At 34.4% G+C, this 19,821-nt stretch carries 12 protein-coding genes and 2 pseudogenes; 8 read left to right on the forward strand and 6 right to left on the reverse strand.

All coding sequences use genetic code 11. The features are described from left to right. Positions 1-200 precede the first annotated feature (200 nt). On the forward strand, positions 201-1,103 hold the full coding sequence (locus MKO96_RS15160) for an alpha/beta hydrolase family protein (protein WP_141506616.1): 903 nt from the start codon (positions 201-203) through the stop codon (positions 1,101-1,103). A 161-nt stretch (positions 1,104-1,264) separates the two neighbouring features. Here MKO96_RS15160 and MKO96_RS15165 read toward each other — a convergent pair whose 3' ends face one another. Then, a complete protein-coding gene (locus tag MKO96_RS15165; RefSeq protein WP_240587955.1) occupies positions 1,265-1,825 on the reverse strand; it encodes a TetR/AcrR family transcriptional regulator in 561 nt (186 codons plus the stop codon). A gap of 144 nt (positions 1,826-1,969) precedes the next feature. On the opposite strand from MKO96_RS15165, the gene MKO96_RS15170 reads away from it, so the two are divergent. Further along, entirely contained in the window at positions 1,970-3,085 is a 1,116-nt protein-coding gene (locus MKO96_RS15170) for an alpha/beta fold hydrolase (RefSeq protein WP_240587956.1), read from the forward strand. 642 nt (positions 3,086-3,727) lie between these two features. On the opposite strand, the gene MKO96_RS15175 is transcribed toward MKO96_RS15170, so the two are convergent. Next, complete coding sequence (locus MKO96_RS15175; protein ID WP_240587957.1) at positions 3,728-4,945, reverse strand: macrolide family glycosyltransferase; 1,218 nt, start codon at positions 4,943-4,945, stop codon at positions 3,728-3,730. A 769-nt stretch (positions 4,946-5,714) separates the two neighbouring features. Between MKO96_RS15175 and MKO96_RS15180 the strand changes: the two genes are divergently transcribed. The 3 genes from MKO96_RS15180 to MKO96_RS15190 all read left to right on the forward strand — a co-directional run bounded on the left by MKO96_RS15180 (position 5,715) and on the right by MKO96_RS15190 (position 11,141). Next, positions 5,715-6,884, forward strand: coding sequence for a serine hydrolase domain-containing protein (locus MKO96_RS15180; RefSeq protein WP_240587958.1), 1,170 nt, complete (start codon positions 5,715-5,717; stop codon positions 6,882-6,884). 912 nt (positions 6,885-7,796) lie between these two features. Then, complete coding sequence (locus MKO96_RS15185) at positions 7,797-8,963, forward strand: serine hydrolase domain-containing protein (RefSeq protein ID WP_240587959.1); 1,167 nt, start codon at positions 7,797-7,799, stop codon at positions 8,961-8,963. A 93-nt stretch (positions 8,964-9,056) separates the two neighbouring features. Continuing rightward, the gene (locus MKO96_RS15190) at positions 9,057-11,141 is read left to right on the forward strand and encodes a serine hydrolase domain-containing protein (RefSeq protein ID WP_240587960.1); all 2,085 of its coding nucleotides are present in this window, start codon (positions 9,057-9,059) and stop codon (positions 11,139-11,141) included. An 896-nt stretch (positions 11,142-12,037) separates the two neighbouring features. Here MKO96_RS15190 and MKO96_RS15195 read toward each other — a convergent pair. The 3 genes from MKO96_RS15195 to MKO96_RS15205 form a co-directional block, all read right to left on the reverse strand. After that, positions 12,038-12,232 carry a hypothetical protein gene (locus tag MKO96_RS15195; protein ID WP_046955828.1) on the reverse strand — a complete coding sequence of 65 codons (195 nt, stop codon included), beginning with the start codon at positions 12,230-12,232 and terminating at the stop codon, positions 12,038-12,040. A 1,111-nt stretch (positions 12,233-13,343) separates the two neighbouring features. After that, entirely contained in the window at positions 13,344-14,489 is a 1,146-nt protein-coding gene (locus tag MKO96_RS15200) for a DUF418 domain-containing protein (RefSeq protein WP_240587961.1), read from the reverse strand. A 39-nt stretch (positions 14,490-14,528) separates the two neighbouring features. Beyond that, entirely contained in the window at positions 14,529-15,011 is a 483-nt protein-coding gene (locus MKO96_RS15205) for a thioredoxin family protein (protein ID WP_240587962.1), read from the reverse strand. Positions 15,012-15,392: 381 nt separating this feature from the next. Between MKO96_RS15205 and MKO96_RS15210 the strand changes: the two genes are divergently transcribed. Continuing rightward, positions 15,393-15,638, forward strand: coding sequence for a peptidylprolyl isomerase (locus MKO96_RS15210; RefSeq protein ID WP_240588153.1), 246 nt, complete (start codon positions 15,393-15,395; stop codon positions 15,636-15,638). Positions 15,639-16,057: 419 nt separating this feature from the next. Here the strand turns inward: MKO96_RS15210 and MKO96_RS15215 are convergent, their stop codons facing one another. Next, entirely contained in the window at positions 16,058-16,231 is a 174-nt protein-coding gene (locus tag MKO96_RS15215; protein WP_165365607.1) for a hypothetical protein, read from the reverse strand. A gap of 454 nt (positions 16,232-16,685) precedes the next feature. Between MKO96_RS15215 and MKO96_RS15220 the strand changes: the two are divergent. Continuing rightward, a pseudogene (locus MKO96_RS15220) lies at positions 16,686-17,444 on the forward strand (WXG100 family type VII secretion target); the annotation flags it as partial. 786 nt (positions 17,445-18,230) lie between these two features. Beyond that, a pseudogene (locus tag MKO96_RS15225) lies at positions 18,231-19,123 on the forward strand (helix-turn-helix domain-containing protein). The last annotated feature ends 698 nt before the right edge of the window (positions 19,124-19,821 follow it).

Here is a 19,821-nt window from a genome sequence, read left to right on the forward strand (position 1 = left end):
AGGTGCCTTCCTCCGACTTGAACCACTTTAATTTTAATAATATGTATTGGGGATTCAGCCGAGATACGTGTAAAAACAGGTCATAGTCTTACTTTTATTTCCAACTACGACCTATTGAGCTTATAAAGGAATTATTGCTATTGTATTATTGAATAAGGTTACGAGGATAAATAATTAAAGGTTAATAGGAGATGAATTTGATGAATGAAGAAATAGAAAAAAATGATGTAATGTTCGCTGGCTATCGAAGAGTTGAGCTTTTTGATGAACAATTAGATATAACTTTTCCTATGTTTGTTATGTATCCAACAAATACTCCTGAAAAATTTGAAAATATTGGACCTTATCATTTGAATGTTTCAAGTAATGCTGAACCTCGAGAAGGTGTGTTTAGATTGGTCTTAATATCTCATGGCACCGGTGGTTCACCATTAGTTTACCGAACGATTGCTCGTCACTTGGCTCGTAACGGATTTGTAGTAGGAATGCCTGAACATCCATTCAATAATCGAAACGACAATACCTTGGAAGGTACAGTAGATAATCTAACCATTAGGCCAAAACATATTTCTATGGCGATCGATTGGTTCTTTAATAGTGAAGATTTTGCAAAAACTTTAAAACCTGATTCTGTTTCAGTCATCGGACATTCTATGGGAGGATACACAGCATTAGCAGCATCGGGAGGAGTACCAACCTCTTTCTCTTATGAGTCTTCTGATGAGAAATCTCATCTTATCAAGATTACACCTGATTACAGAATAAAATCTTTAGTTCTTTTAGCACCAGCTTCAGTTTGGTTTAAAACAAAAGGTGCTTTGGAAGACATAAACATCCCCATTTTAATGCTTGTTGGGGAGAAAGATCAACTTGCACCTTATTTTCATGCAGAAATTATATTAAATGGGATAACTGACAGTACTAAAATTCAGCATAGAATAGTTAAAAACGCAGGACATTTTTCGTTTCTTAGTCCATTTCCAAAAGAAATGACAAATGCATCTTTTCTTCCTTCACAAGATCCACATGGATTTAATCGAGAATATTTCCATCATGAGCTAAATGAAGAGATTACAGAATTCTTATTAAAGAATATACAATAACAAGGGCTGTTTTTTAAACAAACCGGGAACAGATGATGAATCTCAATGTTAATCAACAATAGGACGCGATTGTTGATTAACACCTAGATTTCGAAACGACTTTATTGTTATATTTTTTAATTGCGAAAATGAGTAGTTGAAGTCCGCTTGCACAGTGTAATCTATTTTTGAACCTGTTCAAAAACATACTGTTGCATTTTATGGGCAAGCTCAATTGCACTTCTATCCTTATCACCTTTTAAAGTCCAGTTTATGTGCACCATAGCATTTGCGGTGTACAATTGAGCCAAATAGTCAATAGAGGCACTAGAATCGCTTAGTTTTTCGTTCAAGTAAGAAAGACAGGTTTGGTATAAAATTGTCTCCAATTCAACACGTAAATCTGCAAAAGGGACATGTACATTTAACAGTGTAGCAATCTCTGTCTTATTTGCAGAAATTTGGTCCATAATCATTTCAAGTACTTGAGCAACATTGCCTTGATTCCCAGACTTAAAGCGTAATTTCACTTCATTTTTAAAAAAAACGGCATATTTATTTACTATTTTCTCCATCAAATCATACTTATCTACAAAGTGACTATAAAAAGTGGATTTGCTAATTAACGAACGGCTACAAATGTCTTTTATTGTAATTTGATTGAAATCTTTTTCATTCAAGAGGATAATTAGTGCTTCTGAAATATTTTTTTTAGTCTTGTATATTCGAACGTCCTCTTCCATAAAATCAATCCCCCTTAAAAAGAAGCTTTTCGAACCATTAGAATACAAATTGTTCGATTTCCTACTTATTAAAATCTTTTGCTTGTTGTTAGACAAGATAGGTTCCATTACCATTGTTTTGTAATTAATAAGAGGAGGGATAAAATGTTTAAAAACTATGTTAACAATGAACAATTTAACTTGCAAATCAATCGTTTCTTAAATGATTACTATCAGGAGGATGAAAGGGCAAACAGTGATTTAAAAGGTATTATTCCAAGACTAACCGATATAGAAAGCTGGTATGAAACTTGGCTAGAATATGCGATTAAGCGAGAAGAACAGTACCATTATGATCTTGCATCTGTCTACTATCAAGCTGCTGAATTTTATCTAACTCCATCAGATCCTAACAAAAATAGAATGTATCAAAAATATCGCGAGACCTTCTATAAAGGTTTTAGTGACTTTGACTATGAACCCTATCAAGTTCCATATGAGAATTCCTTACTTCCAGCAGTTAAATTAATTGAACCTGGTGCCAATAAAACGTTACTGGTATTTGGTGGCTATGATTCCTATATGGAAGAAATGGTTAAGATGATGAATTTCATTAGAGGAATTGACTATAATATTATCGTCTTTGATGGTCCTGGGCAAGGGTCAGCATTAAAAAATGGTTTGAAATTCATTCATAACTGGGAAAAACCAGTTGCTGCAATAATTGACTACTTTAAATTAGATCGTGTCAGCATTATGGGAGCTTCCTGGGGAGGCTATTTAGCAATGCGTGCTGCTGCATTTGAAAAAAGGATTGACAAAGTAATTGCATTTAATATTTTCTATAGCGGTCTTGATGTATTAAAAATTCGGATGCCGGATGACGTCTGGAATAGGCTGACTACCCTTTTGACTGCTAATAAAGCAGCTGATGTCAATGCAATGATTGAAAATATGATGGCCACAAATATCGACTTAAAGTGGAAAATTACAAAAGGTATGGAAAATACAGGTGAGAAAACACCATTTACATTGATTAAAAATTTTGAGAAACATACGATGGCTGGAATCAGTCAGTTTATTAATCAGGATGTATTGCTTCTGGCTGGAGAAGATGATCAGTATGTCCCAATCAGTCGTCTACCGCAAATCCAGCATGAACTGTGTAATGCAGCTTCAATTACTACGAAAGTCTTTACCAAAGAAACCGGTGGTGAACAACACTGTCAGGCTGGCCATCGAGACTTGGCTTTTAATGAAATGAAAAATTTTCTTAAATAGAGGTTACATCCTGTGCCCATCAACTTATGAAATTGGTAGTTCTCCAAAACAAAGAAAATTTTCGTTTTGAGGACACTTCAAAATATTAGCTTGAGGGCATGGGACTCAACCCCATTGTCATCAAGTTAAGAAATTCGTTATCCTAAAAACAAAAAAACTGAATTCTCATAAATTAGTGTAGAGAGATAAAAATTTTATTTTTGGGGTACTGCCACATCGCTATCAAGTTAAGAAATACATTCTTCCCATAAATGAAAAAAACGAACTGAACTTCTATGGACAACTATGAAAGAATGAAATTTTCATTTTGGAATAATTCAAAATCTTAGCTTGATGGGTATGGGGTAGCACCACATCGCTATCAAGCTAAGAAAGGTAAATGCCCCCAGAACGAAATTTTGTGCTAACTTGTAGCAAAAAAGCTCATTTTTTCGTTTTGGGGTAATTCTGAATTCTTAAGTTGATGGATGTATGGCGAGACCCCATTACTATAAACTTAAGAATTGATAGTAATGAGGTATTTAATTTCTTATCTTGATGCGTATGGGATACTGCCAGCATTTCTTCTATCTTCTATATTCTTGTTGTAGGGTGTTATAAAATTCTTAAGTTAATAGGCCTTGAGTGGCATACATAGCAGAATTAACGAGTAAATGTAATAATCTCATCAACAGCTTTGATATAACCACCTGCCTCACGGAATGATTGACTAATTTTTTTGGCATTCTTTTTGTAAATCGAATGCTGCAACACTTCATTAATGGCATGTTTTAAATCCTCGGCCGATAATTGCTGGATATTTAACATAAATCCTGCGCCAAGTTCGTATACTCGCTCAGCAATCGTATGCTGATCATTTATAAATGGAAGCATAACTAGAGGTACTTCAAAATAAAGTGATTCACTTGTGCTATTCATTCCACAATGACTAATAAATACATCCGCTTGACGCAGTATATCTAATTGTGGAAGATAGTTACCAACAATAAAATTATCAGGTATATCTCCTAGCTGCTCCACTGTTAATTGTTTGCCTATACTAAGTACTACTTTTGCATTGAGATCTTTTAAACCGACGAAACATTTTTGATAGAATTCAGGCTGATTATTAATTATGGTTCCCATAGAAATATAAATCACACGTTCTCCTTTTAATTCATCAACCGAAAAATCATTTAGAGTTTCATTTTCAGCAATGGAAGGACCGATAAAAATATAGCCATCCTTAAAATCCTTGCTGTTTCTTTGGAAATAGCGAGAAGTAAAGACAATATTCAAATCGCCTGAACCCGGACAAAGTAAAAAATTATCAGATAGGGATACTTCATATTTTCCTTCTAAATATTGTTTCCTTTTTGCTATTTCTTCTAATTGCAAAAATGCTTGTAGCATGGCTAAACGTTCCTGTTTTTGTTCTATGTTTCTTGTTCCTGTCAGGTTCATATTTTCTTTTAGTTCTTGTGAAAAAGCAAACGTGGTCCAAGTTGCAATAGATGCTAAACCTCTATGGTGAGCAACCCATTTTCCAGGTAAAGACTGTGCATCATAGAGGATGTAATCGTATGTTTCTTTGGAGATTTCTTCAAAAATGGAATCAGTAATTCTTTCCATAGCATGAAAGAAGTGTAATAAGTACTCTTGAGGATGGGAAGTCATAAGATTCATAGTTTCCGAAAGCTCTCTTTGTGCCTCTTGATTGATGGGACGGAATTGTGCACCTGCTTTTTTGATTTTTTCTTCAAAATCATTTGATGAATAATAGACAATGTTGTCTCCACGTTGTACTAAATCCTGTACTAATCCTAATGTTGGATTTAAGTGTCCTTCTCCACCTATATTGATGTAAAGTGCTTTTTTCATCTTTATCCCCTCCAGTAAATTTGATATCGTTAAATGTAAAAGGTAAACGATTTTTTATTTTGTTTGAATTATAACAAACGAAGTGAATAAATGTCTATTTTATTTTTTGAATATTCTTGATTTTTAGGGGGTATTTTATTTAGACAACTTGATGGATGTGGCGAGACCCCACATCCATCAAGTTAAGAAAAAGAAACACCCCAAAAACAAAAAAATGAGATGACTTCTCAAAGTAACTAACTGTAGAGAAAGAAAAATTTCATTTAGAGGGTACTTCAAAACCTTAGCTTGATGGCGATGGGTTCACCATATCAAAACAAGAAAATTGTGCGTATAGACATATTTTTCAACCGCTTCCTGTACGTTAAGGGAATCGTTATTTTTTTACAGTTTTTTTATTATGAAATTCAAAATAACTAATTATAATAGGTGAAAAAACGATCAATATTTGGAGTACGGAAAGGATTCGAATTTACATTATTTCTCAATACATATCATGGATAAATAAAGTAAAATATGGATTGGGGCTATGTCTCATGTTGTGTTAATCCTAACAATAACTAAGGGTACATAATATGCTTTCATACCTTTGAATAATTTTATTGTAGAAGGGATGGAGATTTAACTGGCTCAAATTGTTGGTATTAATAGATACCTTTGTACTGGGTCTTTAATCTATATGCGTGAGGGCCTTTCCCTAAGTCTTGTCAGGAAGTAAGGAACAGTATGCAAACACTTATACAATATGAATAGAGGAGAGGAATGCCATATGAAAATACGTAGTCAAATTACATGTGCAAGTCTGGCCCTTTTAATAGCTGGAAGTTCCCTGTTATATACAACACCAACCTCAATTGTAAAAGCAGAGCCCACTCAAAATGTATCTAGTTCGTTACAAACAAATACTCAACGAGATCATACTTCCGTCAAGCAAGCAATGCGGGATACATTGCAACTTGGATACCCGGGGATACTTGCTAAAACTTCTGAGGGTGGAAGAACGTGGGGTTATGCCGCTGGGATAGCAGATCTGAGAACCAAGAAACCAATGAAAACAGATTTTCGCTTTCGCATTGGCAGTGTGACGAAGACGTTCACCGCAACAGTTGTACTTCAATTAGCTGGAGAGAACCGCCTGAATCTAGACGACTCCATCGAAAAATGGTTGCCTGGTGTCATTCAAGGAAATGGATATGATGGTAACAAGATTACTATCCGGCACATATTGAACCATACAAGTGGTATCGCTGAATACTCAAGGTCAAAAGACGCTGATTTTACGGATACAAAAAAATCGTATACGGCTGAAGAGTTAGTGAAGATGGGGATTTCATTGCCCCCAGACTTTGACCCAGGAAAGGGCTGGTCTTATTCAAACACAGGATACGTATTACTGGGTATTCTTATTGAAAAAGTAACAAAAAACAGCTATGCGGAAGAGATTGAAAATCGGATTATTGAACCACTTGAATTGTCGAATACATTCCTACCTGGCAATTCAAGCGTTATTCCAGGCACCAACCATGCCCGTGGATATGACCAACCAGACGGAGCAAGTGAGCTAAAAGACGTTACTTATTATAACCCAAGTGCAGGTAGCTCGGCTGGAGATATGATTTCTACTGCTGACGACTTAAACAAATTCTTCTCTTACTTGCTCGGTGGCAAATTACTGAAAGAACAACAACTAAAACAAATGCTTACTACAGTTCCTACAGGAAGAGAAGGAATCGATGGATATGGTCTTGGAATCTATGAAACTAAGCTTCCGAACGGTGTCTCGATATGGGGACACACAGGTGGCATTCTAGGGTTTACTACTCTTGTTGGAGGTACACTTGGAGGCAAGCATACGTTGGTCGTCAATTGGAATAGTTTGGGTAGAACTGACAGTCCTAATCCTTTTAAAAATATTTTACTTGCTGAATTTAGCAAGTAGGAAAAAAGGGAAAATTTAACGTAGTTTTCATAGTTAAAAATATACTTTTCTGGTTCAAAAGCCCCACCTTATTTTCGAGAAAATAAGGTGGGGCTTTTTTTGTTTTGGTGGCGTTTATTCTCCTTAAGTTGATGGATGTGGGGTAGCACCACATTTACTATCAAGCTAAGGTTTTAATATATCTCCTAAATGAACATTTTCTTTTTCTACAGGTAGTTACTTTGAGAAGGTAGCTTATTTTTTCGTTTTGAGGGCGTTTATTTTCTTAAGCTGATGGATATGGAGTATCTGCCCTAAGTTAAATAAATTTCGACTTAAAAACAAGTGATTTTAACAACGTTAGGAGTGTTTCATGCAGCACAATGTCATTTGTGTTGTATTGCAAGAAGAAAAATCACATTAGAAAAGAGCCAGAATTCATCCTGTTAAGGGTAAATCGACTCTTAATATTTAAAAGGATGGAAAAAAGAAACACAGAAGTAAAAAAACTCTGTGTTTCTTTTTGATTAATATATTTACTGAACTTTCCGGCACAGATGCTCCTGCTATCCTATTATAAAAGCGATTTTGAACGTAAGTAATTTGTAAGGAATGGGTAAGAAAAAAGAAATTTTCATTGTGTATGATAAAAATATAAAGAGGCGTGAAAGGCGGAACAGATATGACTTATATATGAAAAACAGACCAGTAACAAGAGTGTTTCTAGAAAAAGAAGTAATTTATGTGGTTAACATATATGTGGAAAAAGAGGGATTTACCCAGGACAGAATGACGTTTGTAAAAATAATAATTATGAAGATGATTACGAATTAAATGTTGCCCTTTTTTCATTGGTGGAGATGGTAGCGGTGTGGTTAATACGAAATAGCAAGAAACCACCTATACAATATGAATAGAGGAGAGGAATGCCCTATGAAAACACGTAGTCAAATTACATTTGCAAGTCTTGCCCTTTTAATAGCTGGAAGTTCCCTGTTATACACAACGCCAACCTTAATTGTAAAAGCAGAACCTACTCAAAGTGTATCTAGTTCGTCACAAACAAGTACTCAACGAGATCGTAATTCTGTCAAGCAAGCAGTGCGGGATACATTGCAACTTGGATTTCCAGGGATACTTGCTAAAACTTCTGAGGGTGGAAAAACATGGAGTTATGCCGCTGGGGTAGCGAATCTGAGCAGCAAGAAACCAATGAAAACAGATTTTCGCTTTCGCATTGGTAGCGTGACGAAGACGTTCACCGCAACAGTTGTACTTCAATTAGCCGAAGAGAACCGCTTGAATCTAGACGACTCTATTGAAAAATGGTTGCCTGGTGTCATTCAAGGAAACGGGTATGATGATAAACAGATTACTATCCGGCAATTATTGAACCACACAAGTGGTATCGCTGAATACACAAGGTCAAAAAGTTTTAATCTAATGGATACTAAAAAATCGTATAGGGCTGAAGAATTAGTAAAGATGGGGATTTCGATGCCCCCAAATTTTGCTTCAGGAAAGAGCTGGTCTTATTCAAATACAGGATACGTATTACTAGGTATCCTTATTGAAACAGTAACCGGGAACAGCTATGCGGAAGAGATTGAAAATCGGATTATTGAACCGCTTGAATTATCGAATACATTCTTACCTGGCAATTCAAGCGTGATTCCAGGAACCAAGCATGCCCGTGGATATATCCAACTAGACGGAGCAAGTGAGCCAAAAGATGTTACTTATTATAACCCAAGTATGGGGAGCTCGGCTGGAGATATGATTTCTACTGCTGATGATTTAAACAAATTCTTCTCTTACTTACTAGGGGGTCAATTACTAAAAGAACAGCAACTAAAACAAATGCTTACTACAGTTCCAACAGGAGAAGCTGCACTTGGCAGATATGGTCTTGGAATCTATGAAACTAAACTTCCAAACGGTGTCTCAATATGGGGACACGGAGGTAGCATTCTAGGGTTTGTTACTTTTGCTGGAGGTAAACTTGGAGGCAAGCATACATTAGCAGTCAATTTGAACAGCCTTAATGCTGATAGTCCTGATCCTTTTAAAAATATTTTACTTGCTGAATTTAGCAAGTAGGCCAAAAGGAAGAACGGATAAGTTTTATGATATTTTCATAGTTAAACAAATAAATGATGAAATTGATTACTTATCTAAGGAGGCAATTCCCTCATGAAAAATAAACTAACTGGTGTATTAGCCGCTACATTCGCGCTAACTATGATTCTACCAACAGGGGCGAAAGCATTTTCTGACAGTAAGACTACAGTTGTATCTAACGTAGAAGTAGCCAGCCAAGAGCTGAAGAAGATTGCAGCAGAGAAGGCTGCGCTACTCACGAAGTCCCATGGGACGACTAGCGTGCAGTATGCGCTAATTGATAATGGCAAGCTTACTTTGTCGGGGCAGGCTGGAAAGAACGATATGGAAGGGGAACAGCCACTAACCAAAGATACTCTATACGGGATTGGTTCAGTCAGTAAAATGTATGCAACGGCGGCTGTAATGAAATTGGTTGACGAAGGAAAAGTCGATTTGGATGCTCCTGTGGTCAACTATGTTCCTGATTTTAAGATGAAAGATGTGCGGTACAAACGCATTACCCCGCGTATGTTGTTGAATCACTCCTCCGGCTTGCAAGGTTCAACGTTAAGTAATGCATTTTTATTTAACGATAATGATACCTATTCCCATGATTTCTTGTTGCAGCAATTGTCCAACCAGAGCCTGAAAGCAGACCCTGGCGCGTTCTCGGTATACTGCAACGATGGCTTTACGCTGGCCGAAATTTTGGTGGAAAGAGTCAGCGGTATGAGCTTTACCGAATTTCTACATCAAAGGTTTACAGAACCCTTAAAGATGAATCATACAAAAACGCCGCAGGACAAATGGAGAGACGAAAAGCGGGCTGGACTTTATTTTCCGGCGTACCAAGGGCAGCTTCCAATTGAATCTGTGAATGTGATTGGTACGGGAGGGGTCTCTTCCACGGCAGAAGATATGGTACGATTCTCACAATTATTTATGGGACAGGGAAAAGGGATCCTCTCTGATAAGGTAGTCAAGGCGATGGAGCAAGAGGAATATAAAAAAGGAATGTGGCCGGGGGATGGAGATAATATTTTTAACTATGGTCTTGGCTGGGATAGTGTGAAACTATACCCATTCAGTGAATATGGGATAAAAGGCTTGGCAAAGGGCGGCGACACGGCACTGCAACATGCTATACTGGTCGTGCTTCCGGAACAGAAAATGGCAGCGGCTGTGTTGTCATCCGGTGGACGAAGCTCTACAAATCAATTGCTGGCAACGGAATTGCTGCTCGCCGCGCTTAAAGAGAAGGGTTCAATTAAGAACATCAAGCCTAACAAATCTTTTGGCAAGCCGGTCAAGGTCAAGATGCCTCAAGACGTGGCAAAGAAAGCGGGCTTTTATGGCAATAGCGAAACTCATTTCAAAATTGAAATTACGAAGAATGGAGAACTGTTCTTACCATCTAATCAAGAAGAAAAATATGTATATACTGCGGATGGAAGCTTTATTAATGAAAAGGGTACTTCTAAGCTCAACTTTGTCACCGAGAAGAATGGAAGAACTTATTTGAGGGAGAGCACATATAAATCGACACCAGACTTAGGGCAAGGTGCGATGACTCACTATTTAGCCGAGAAACTAGAAGACAATGTGCTATCGAAGAAAACCGCTGCCGCATGGGCGAAGCGGGAAGGTGTTAAGTTCTATCTCGTGAATGAGAAATTTAGTTCTATTGAATATCTCGTACAACCGAAACTTATTACCACACAAATTACTCGTAAGGAAGGCCTGGCGGGCTATTGGGAGGGCAGAAAAATTACAGGTCCGAACACCGCGACGCATCAGCTCCAGATCCCCGTGATGAATGGCCGTGATACGACGGAAACGCATTTCTATACAGAAGGCGGCAATGAATATATGGAAATGGCCGGGTTGTTATACGTAAGTGGAACCAACGTAAAACCACTTGATGCTGGCCAATCATCCAAAGTTACGCTGCAAGCAAATGGGCATGCTAAATGGTTTACGATCCCGCAAGCGGCAGCAGGAAAAAGGATGACCGTGACATTGCCATCGAAGGGTTCGTTTGCGGTGTATGATGAGAATGGAGTATGCGTCAACTTTACCATCGTGAGCGGCAATAACAAAGTAAAACTGCCGAAGAATGGAACGGTTGTAATTGCAGGGGCACCGAACTCAGAATTTGCAATTACGTTGAACTAGCTACAATTCAAGATGGACTTCAACAAAACCAGTACGACATAGGAACGGTGTTTTGCTGGTTTTGTTTGTATTTAAATATTATCTTTAAGAAGAGAATTTCAACGAATAATATCACGCTCAAACTCTGCAAAAACAGCTATCATACCAATTCAGGGCAATCATCATTTGCTCCATTAATCTTCTTGATGTAAATACGTTCGCAGCCGGTATTATGATGTACAAGCCCTATACGATACAGGAATTATCCGAGGTGTTTCAGCTACTAAGTTTACGCCATATGGCACACAAACACGTCAACAGGCTGCATTTATGTTAGAACGAACTCTAGAATATCTAGGTGTAGAAAAAGAGTCAAATATAGGGCTCTACCACATCGCTATCAAGTTAAGGAATTAATTATTTTTCATCACAAAAGTGTTCTAAATGCTCATGAATAATGGTTGTAGTGATTTGAAATTTTTGTTTTAGAGTTACCTGAAATATTTTTGAGAATTATAGCATCTATGCAATTAAATGGTTTGCAAATTTAAATTAAATATTGACAACAGAATTTATGAAGTACTTACTCAATGTCGCATGTAAAAAACATTGAGTAATTTTTTATGGGGGATTTTGTTAGATTACTACGTCTACTGACTACCAATACGCGGTGTTATTTTAATTAACACCACGTATTGTTTTATAACATGAAGTTAGTAATGAAATAGCCAAATTCATAACCTGTTCTTATTATGCCAGCTCCTAATATTATATATAGGGAATACTTAATAAAAAGATTCTCGTTTAAGTAGTTTTTTAGATTATTCATGTTGAATCCTCCATCTGAGTTTTATTTGCTTGACTGTGATGTGTCGATCATTCAAATAAGCTTAAATTTATTTTATCATTGTATATACTTAGTCTTTAATTTGTTTCATTAATGCTTTAGCTGCTACAAATAACATGAAACTGTTGAGGGCTAAACCTGCTAAATTTAAGTAAAAGAAATTTGGTTTTGTAAAATTGTATATACCCGTTAATACAAAACTGAAAAAGATAAATGAAGCTATTATAAGAGATACTATTTTTTGCTTATTTGTGTATGAATTCATTATTATCATCCTTTAAATAATATATATAGATAAAATTATATCATGAACTGATGTTTATAATTAACTATAAAATAGATATCTATGGGAAATTAAATTTTTTCTTTTACAGGATAATAAGACAGCAGATTAACACGTACAATTTGCCGTACGTGTAATCCTAAATTCTATAAAGAAAGACACCCTAAGGTGCCTTCCTTCGTCTTGAACCATCTTAATTTTAATAATATGTATTGGATTCCCATCCAAATATTATTTTACCATATTAAGTAATTTAGTATGTTGAGAAATATGATACACTTCTTTATTTTAGGGTAAAAAGTCCTAGGGGGACTAGGACTTTTTGACAGAATGATTATGATTCAAAAAAAGGACTTATACAGCGTAACATTTAAATGTTTCATAAATGTATCGTAAAAGTGAACAAAATCTATATTTTAATGATTCATCTAGGTATAAAGATAATCGATAATCATACAATGATATGGAAGGATCTTTTCTAACGTGTTAGTTACCTCAATGCATATGTATCTTTTGGCGCCTGGACGATGGTGCTTTTTTTATTGTACTTTATGATAAGGACAAGCATATTATGTAATAGGACGAGTTCTACATGTCCTATTCAAAGCTCAGGATAAAGCCCAATTCACATTAATTCATATAATGAGATTTATTTATTTTCATTTCAATCTGAAGTGGGATACAAATTTAATGTGACGTAAAAAGGGTTTGTTGAGACAATGGAAGGTGGATTTGTAATTTGTTCAAGAAGAGAAGGGGATGAAGAAGAAGGCTAAAAATAAGAAACATAGCATTCTTGGTAATTCAGAGGGATTTATCATTTTAGCCAAGAAGACCGATTCCTTAAGGCGCGCCTTTGTATAATGTAGGTGATACTGGTGGTCTTTTTGGAGAGGCAAAATGTGTTTATAATAAAACTGATGAATCGGATTATAAATAGTATATAAAAAAAGACACCACAAGGTATCTTCCTCTGACTTGAACCACTGTAATTTTAATAACATAATCTCAAAACCACAAATATATCCTTAATCTTTCATATGATATTTTATCATTCTTTTCAGTTAATTGCATGTAAATGGAGAAAAATAGGCTATTTTTTGTAAATTCCTTTTCTCCATATCCACTCAATAGGACCATAGCGGAAATATTTACTCCAAATTGTGCTGAATATAATTTGAGCAAAGATAATTAAAACCCCGAAGATACATAGTTTCCAATAATATACGTGTGAGATATCTTTAAGGGACCACGAAAGAATGACAAGAGTTAGTATACTTTGACTAATGTAATTCGTTAAAGCATACATACCTACGTTCATAAAGGGGTACAGCCACTCTCTATATTTTTTATTCTCACAAACTCTAAGTAGGGTACAAATATAGAATATAGCTAGTATTTTCCCTCCAAATAGAATCCATAGTTGTATATCGTAAGAGTAATAGACATCCGTTTTTATAAAGTAGTAGATAATAGGGCAAGAGAGAAGACATGAAATGCATAACGAGCTCCACTGTAAAAATATAATGTGCTTTATTAATTCCGGTACCCTTTTAAAAATATCTTTCTTACCAGCCCATAAACCGATTAAAAATAAGCCTATATATTCCGGAATCCCAATTAGTAGTTGTTGGGGTTCCTCTATCATCAGAAAAAACAAACGTGCTTTTACTTGATATAAATAATGTGTAAATAGATTTACCGTGTGGTTGGTAGTGTTGCCAGTAAACATATATTGATAGTAAGTTGGTACTTCAGGAATAAAAGAACTTGCTTGTAAAAATATAATAATATGTAATACATAATTAATCGTTAGGAAACTACAACCAGCTATAAAAATAAGCTTAGTAGACCGCTTATAAAAGAACAATAGAATAAATCCGGCTATAGCATACGCATGTAGAATATCTCCATACCATAGAAAGGTGAAGTGAAGTAAACCGAAGGCTAATAAAATACACAGTCTGCGAATAAACAACTTATACATGGGGTATCCTTTTGCTTCTGTATTTTTCATAAAGATATAAAACCCTACGCCAAATAAGAATGCGAAAATAGTGTAGAACTTTGCTTGTATAAATAAATCTACTAAAAAACCAATCGCTTTATCTGTACCGGAGTAACCTGCCTGATTAAAGGGATCTAGTCCCGTCATAGTGGGCAGATTCGCAAAAAGGATACATAGTATGGCTATACCTCTTATTATATCTAAAGAATGAATACGAGTGCTTTGTTGCATGTAAATTCTCCTTTCTTCCAAAGAAAAACGAGCACTATATTAACTAGCGCTCGAATTACGTCTTGCAAAGAATCCATCATATGTAGCAGCTGACACTACTCCTTCTAGGCGTTCAACTTCTTCACCCCTGTTATAAGCTACAACAACTGGAGTACCTGGAATGTCGAACTCTTCAAAGGCATTTTGATTTTCTGGTGTAGAGATATCAATACGATAGATGCTTCTATCATGCTTTTTTGACATACTATTAATATCTGGTGCAGCTTTTTTACAAAAATGACAGGTAGGTTGATAGTAATACGCAATGAACTCTTCATGGGATTGTATTTTTTGCTTTAATTCATCTTTTGAAATATCTTTTATATTTTCAGGTGATCCTTTGACATCTGCAGCAGATACAATTGTTTTTTCTGGTGTTATAGTTTCTGTTTTGACTGATTCATTCTTAGTTAAAGTAAAGATCGCGATACAAGCAACGCATAAAGTTGTGATAACTGCTCCGATTTTGTAGATTTTTTTCATAGTATATTCCTCCTTAAAATAAAAAAAGGACAAACCTCGCCCGAGTTAACAGGGCGTAAGGTTTGTCCTTCACGCTACGTACAATAGAGTATAAACAATGGAAACAAATTTTCTATCTATATAATAACATAAAATTCATATAGGATGCTATGTGAATTTTAAAAGGGAAAAAAGGGTTAATTCAGTATATATAATTTCACGTACCAAATTGAATTTAAAAAATTTATACCCATCACAATAAGGGGATACAGAACAACAATTACGCAAGAAATTAAAATTAGACCTGTTAAAAAATAAATTGGCAGAAGGGCATGTGAAAGTTACAGAAAGTGAACTCAAAGCACAATATGATACAAAAAAACGAAATTACATATAAGTCATATTCTATTAACAGATGAGGCACAAGCTAAAGCAGTAAAAGCGAAACTAGATTCTGGGGAAGATTTTAACAAGTTAGCCATGGAATATTCTCAAGATAGTGCAACTAAAAACGTGGGTGGAGGCATAGGGATACTTCAATCTGGCAGTATGATACTCGCATTTGAAGACAAAGCTTATGAGTTACAGGTTGGACAAATAAGCGAACCGATACAAACCAATTACGGTTTTCATATTATAAAAAACTAGATAAACAAAAACTTCCGTCATTTAAAGAAATGAAACCTCAACTTACTGCCAAATTAATTGAACAAAATATGGATTAACAAAAACTGCAAAATGAAAATGAAAAGTTAGTTGATAAAGCTGATTTAAAAACAAATGAGGAAACACTAAAAGGCATGTATAAAAAGAAAGAAGTAATTGAAAAAACTTCACTAAAATAGGAATTTATTAAGGAGAATCAATCATTATTTCATAATAAAAAATACCAAACAAGATGATATTGTTTTCCAATGAGATAAAATGTATAATGAGAGTGTAGAGATAAACCTTTTATTAAAGGTTTTAACTCACTAACTATGTGCATAATAATAAAAGACGAGATGCTGGTAACATCCCGTCTAATTTGTAACTGCTGCCGTTAGGTGGTAGATTGCAAAGTTTAATTATTTTTTCTTTGAACCACCTTTCTTACGTTTGGCAGACGTCTGGGTGGTTCTTTTACTTTTATTATTACGTTTTGCCACTAGCTTGTTAGCATAAGCAGTAGCAAAAGTTGTTATGAACACTGTTACGAATAGTTTCGTAGCATCCTGTAATAATTGTTGTAAAAATTCCATATCGGTTACACCTCCTTTCTCTCTAAATTAAGAGAAAGAAAGGCTGCAACCTCCCACCACACGCCTTCAGTTACTAGCTATATTATACCATAATTAGAATACGTTATAGTTTATATTTTATTTTAAAACTTATTATTGCAGAAAGTATTGAAGATAAATATCTTTAACGCTTTTTTTAAAAAATTTGACCTTTCTATTACCTAACTCCTATAAATGCCCGCAAGTAATTTATAAATTTAATCATTAAATATGTATGTAATTATATTATGATTTATAGTCTATGTGCTCATGTTCATTATATATTTTAGCAGATTGAAAAACCAATCATTAATGTCTTTATTAAAGTCCTATGAAGCAAGCGTTGGTAGCGTGCTTAAAATACTAATTTTCAAATTATAGCAGTAACAATGCATATGTCATAATTTTTATAATATATACGAAAAGAAGGGATGGAATGAGAACTCAAATAAAGGTATCACCAGAACAATTAGAACAAGCAGCTAAAATTATAAGAAATACGAGGTCATCATTAGAACATATACATAAAGACTTATACAATCAAACAGAGTATATAGCCTCTCAATGGAGCGGAGCAATAAGTAATCGTTTTTATCAAATGTTCAATGAAACAAAACCAATGATGTTCAATGTTCTGCAAGAATTAGATAAAATCGCAGAAGAATGAGAACGTGCAGCTGTTAAATTCCGAGAGGCGGATGCATTGTATTGCGGAAATATAGTTGACTCTGATATTCAAGAAGGTGCCATGTGTGGAAAACTTCCTCCAAAATCAGAAGAGTCATTTTTCAATAAAAAGGATTTAAATTCTGCGTGGACTGGTATTTTCACCGGTTTTATAGATGGTGCTGTAGATGCATGGGAAGGATTCGTAGCTTTAGGAGATAAAGAAACCTGGTTAAATATGCGAGATACGATTGTAAACTATAGGGAGACTATTCCCGCTGCATGGAATACTGTATCAGATACATGTATGAATAATTTTTGGAATGGAGATCTAGAAAGCAGAGAACATTATGCAGCTTACGCAGTCACTACGCTACTCACAGGCTTTGTTGATAGCAAAGGTCTAGATAAAGTAGGCCAAGCAGGTAAGGTAACTGCTATTACAGGGCTTACTAAAGGGAAATCTCTTGTAACTAATTCCCCGGCATACAGAAATGCATTACATATATTAAATAACTATGAATTTAAGGGTGTTTTTATTATGGAAACTACAAAAACGAGTTTAATTCAAATCCTTTGGGAAGGACCATACAATATTACAGACCTCGTAAAACTAAAAAATGAAGAAACCGATTATGGAATTTATCAAATTTACGGGAATCATCCAATATATGGTAATGATGTTCTATTGTATATTGGAAAAGCCGATTTTCAGACTCTAGGAAAAAGAATTTCACAAGAAAATTGGCTGGACACTAACGATTCTAACAATACTAAAATATATGTTGGAAGGTTTCATGGTTCTAAAAACCCAACTGAAACTGAATGGTCAGTTGAAATTGACTTGGCTGAAAGATTGTTAATTTACGTACATAAACCTGCATATAATGCTAGAAGTATATCCTCGCTAAAGGATTTAGAATTTCAGGATATTCATATCTTAAACTGGGGTAATTATAGATCTCTTTTCCCTGAAATTTCTGGATTAAGATGGACAAGTAAGTTAGACGATTTGATATTTGAAATGTATAAATGGGTGTAGTCTAACCCATAAATTAATTAAAATTTATGAATAGATGTGGTGAAACAAAGTTGGGTGGGAACCCAAATATATTTGTACTATAAGAAAAGTCTTATGTTGATCAAGTCGGAGGAAGGCACCTTTGGGTGTCTTTTTTATGCACAAAAAGCCTCATCTTCCTATAGAAAGGATAAGGCCTTTACAACAAACAATAATTGCAACTAAATTAACTTTATATTATATTAACTTTAAATAATATTATACTAATAAAGTGCTAAATAGTAGGTGAGGAAAATGGAATTTAACGATTTGGGTATTACCATTAAAGAACTTCGAATGAAAAAAAATATATCTCAATCCGAATTATGTCATGGAATATGTTCACAAAGTCAAATTAGCAAGATCGAAAAAGGTTTGATTTATCCATCTAGCATATTGTTATATCAATTATCAGAAAGACTTGGTGTTGATCCAAATAATATATTTGCACTAACTCAAAACAAAAAAATTAAATATACAGAAAATGTAAAATACGTAATAAAAGATTGCTTAAAACAAAAACAATATAAAGAACTTTATGAAATAGTAAAAAAAGAGAAGAACTTAAATAATTTTCAAACAAAAGAAGAGAAACAATTTCTAATATGGCATGAAGCAATTTCTATATTTATGGTGAATAGATCAACAAAAACTGCTTTAACTCTTTTAAATCATGCATTAAAATTAACTTTAACCAATTCTGATTTTTATCAGAAAGAGAAATAGATATTATGCAGACAATGGCTATATTTCATGGGGAAAATAAAGAATATGAAAAAAGTATTACTATATCAAAAAGATGTTTAACTAATTTTAATAAGTTAGATTTTCCTAGAGATAAAGAAATTAAGTTAAAAATCATTTTCAATTTAGCAAAAACTTTGTCCTCCACATATCAACATGAAGAGGCAATAAAATACATTGATAAGGGCATCAAATTAGCAATTAATCTAAATACTTTATACCTATTAGGTGAACTATTCTATTTAAAAGGTCAGTGTTTATTAAAGATTAAACAACACAATGTAGAAGATGTTGTTTATAACTGGAAAAAAGCATTATTTATATTTGAACTAATCGAAAAAGAATATTATACAAAAGTGATACCAGATGAACTTATTGAAATACAAAATAAAAAACACTCATAAATTCGTAAAAACTACTTACAAATCCCTATAGTTTTTAAACTTATCACTATATTATTAAAATTAAAATGATTCAAGTCGGAGGAAGGCACCTAAGGGTGTCTTTTTTTATAGAAATCTACCCCATGCCCACCAACTTAAAAATTCAGAATTACCTCGAAATGAAAAAATGAACTTTTTGTAAAAGTTAACAAAAAATTTTGTTCTGGATGTACTAAAAAATTTTAGCTTGATAGTAATGTCTTGATATCCACAAATAAAAGTGATTTGAACGTAAGGAAATTGTAAGAAATGGATAAGAAAAAAGAAATTTTTATTGTATAGGATACAAATATAGAGAAGCGTAAAAGAGGGAGGATAAATAGGGTACATTTATACGAAAAACAAACTAGTAATAAGAACATTCTAAATGAAAAAGTAATTTATGATACTAACATATGTGTAAAAAAGAGAGGATTTATCTTTGGTTATGACAGAATGGAGTATGTATCAAATTTACCGTCCTTAGTGACAATAACAAAGTGAAACTACCAGAGAAAGGAACGGTTGTATTTGCTGGCGCACCGAACTCAGAATTTACAGTCGCTTTGAACTAGTTACAACTCAGGGTAGTCTTTAATAAAACAGTACGACATGGAAAAGTTATTTTATTTGTATCTTAAGTACTCCCTTAAATGATATTACACTTTAATTCTCAGGTT

Source organism: Bacillus sp. ES1-5, from assembly GCF_022487605.1.
In the GTDB taxonomy this organism is placed as follows: Bacteria; Bacillota; Bacilli; order Bacillales; family Bacillaceae_G; genus Bacillus_A; species Bacillus_A wiedmannii.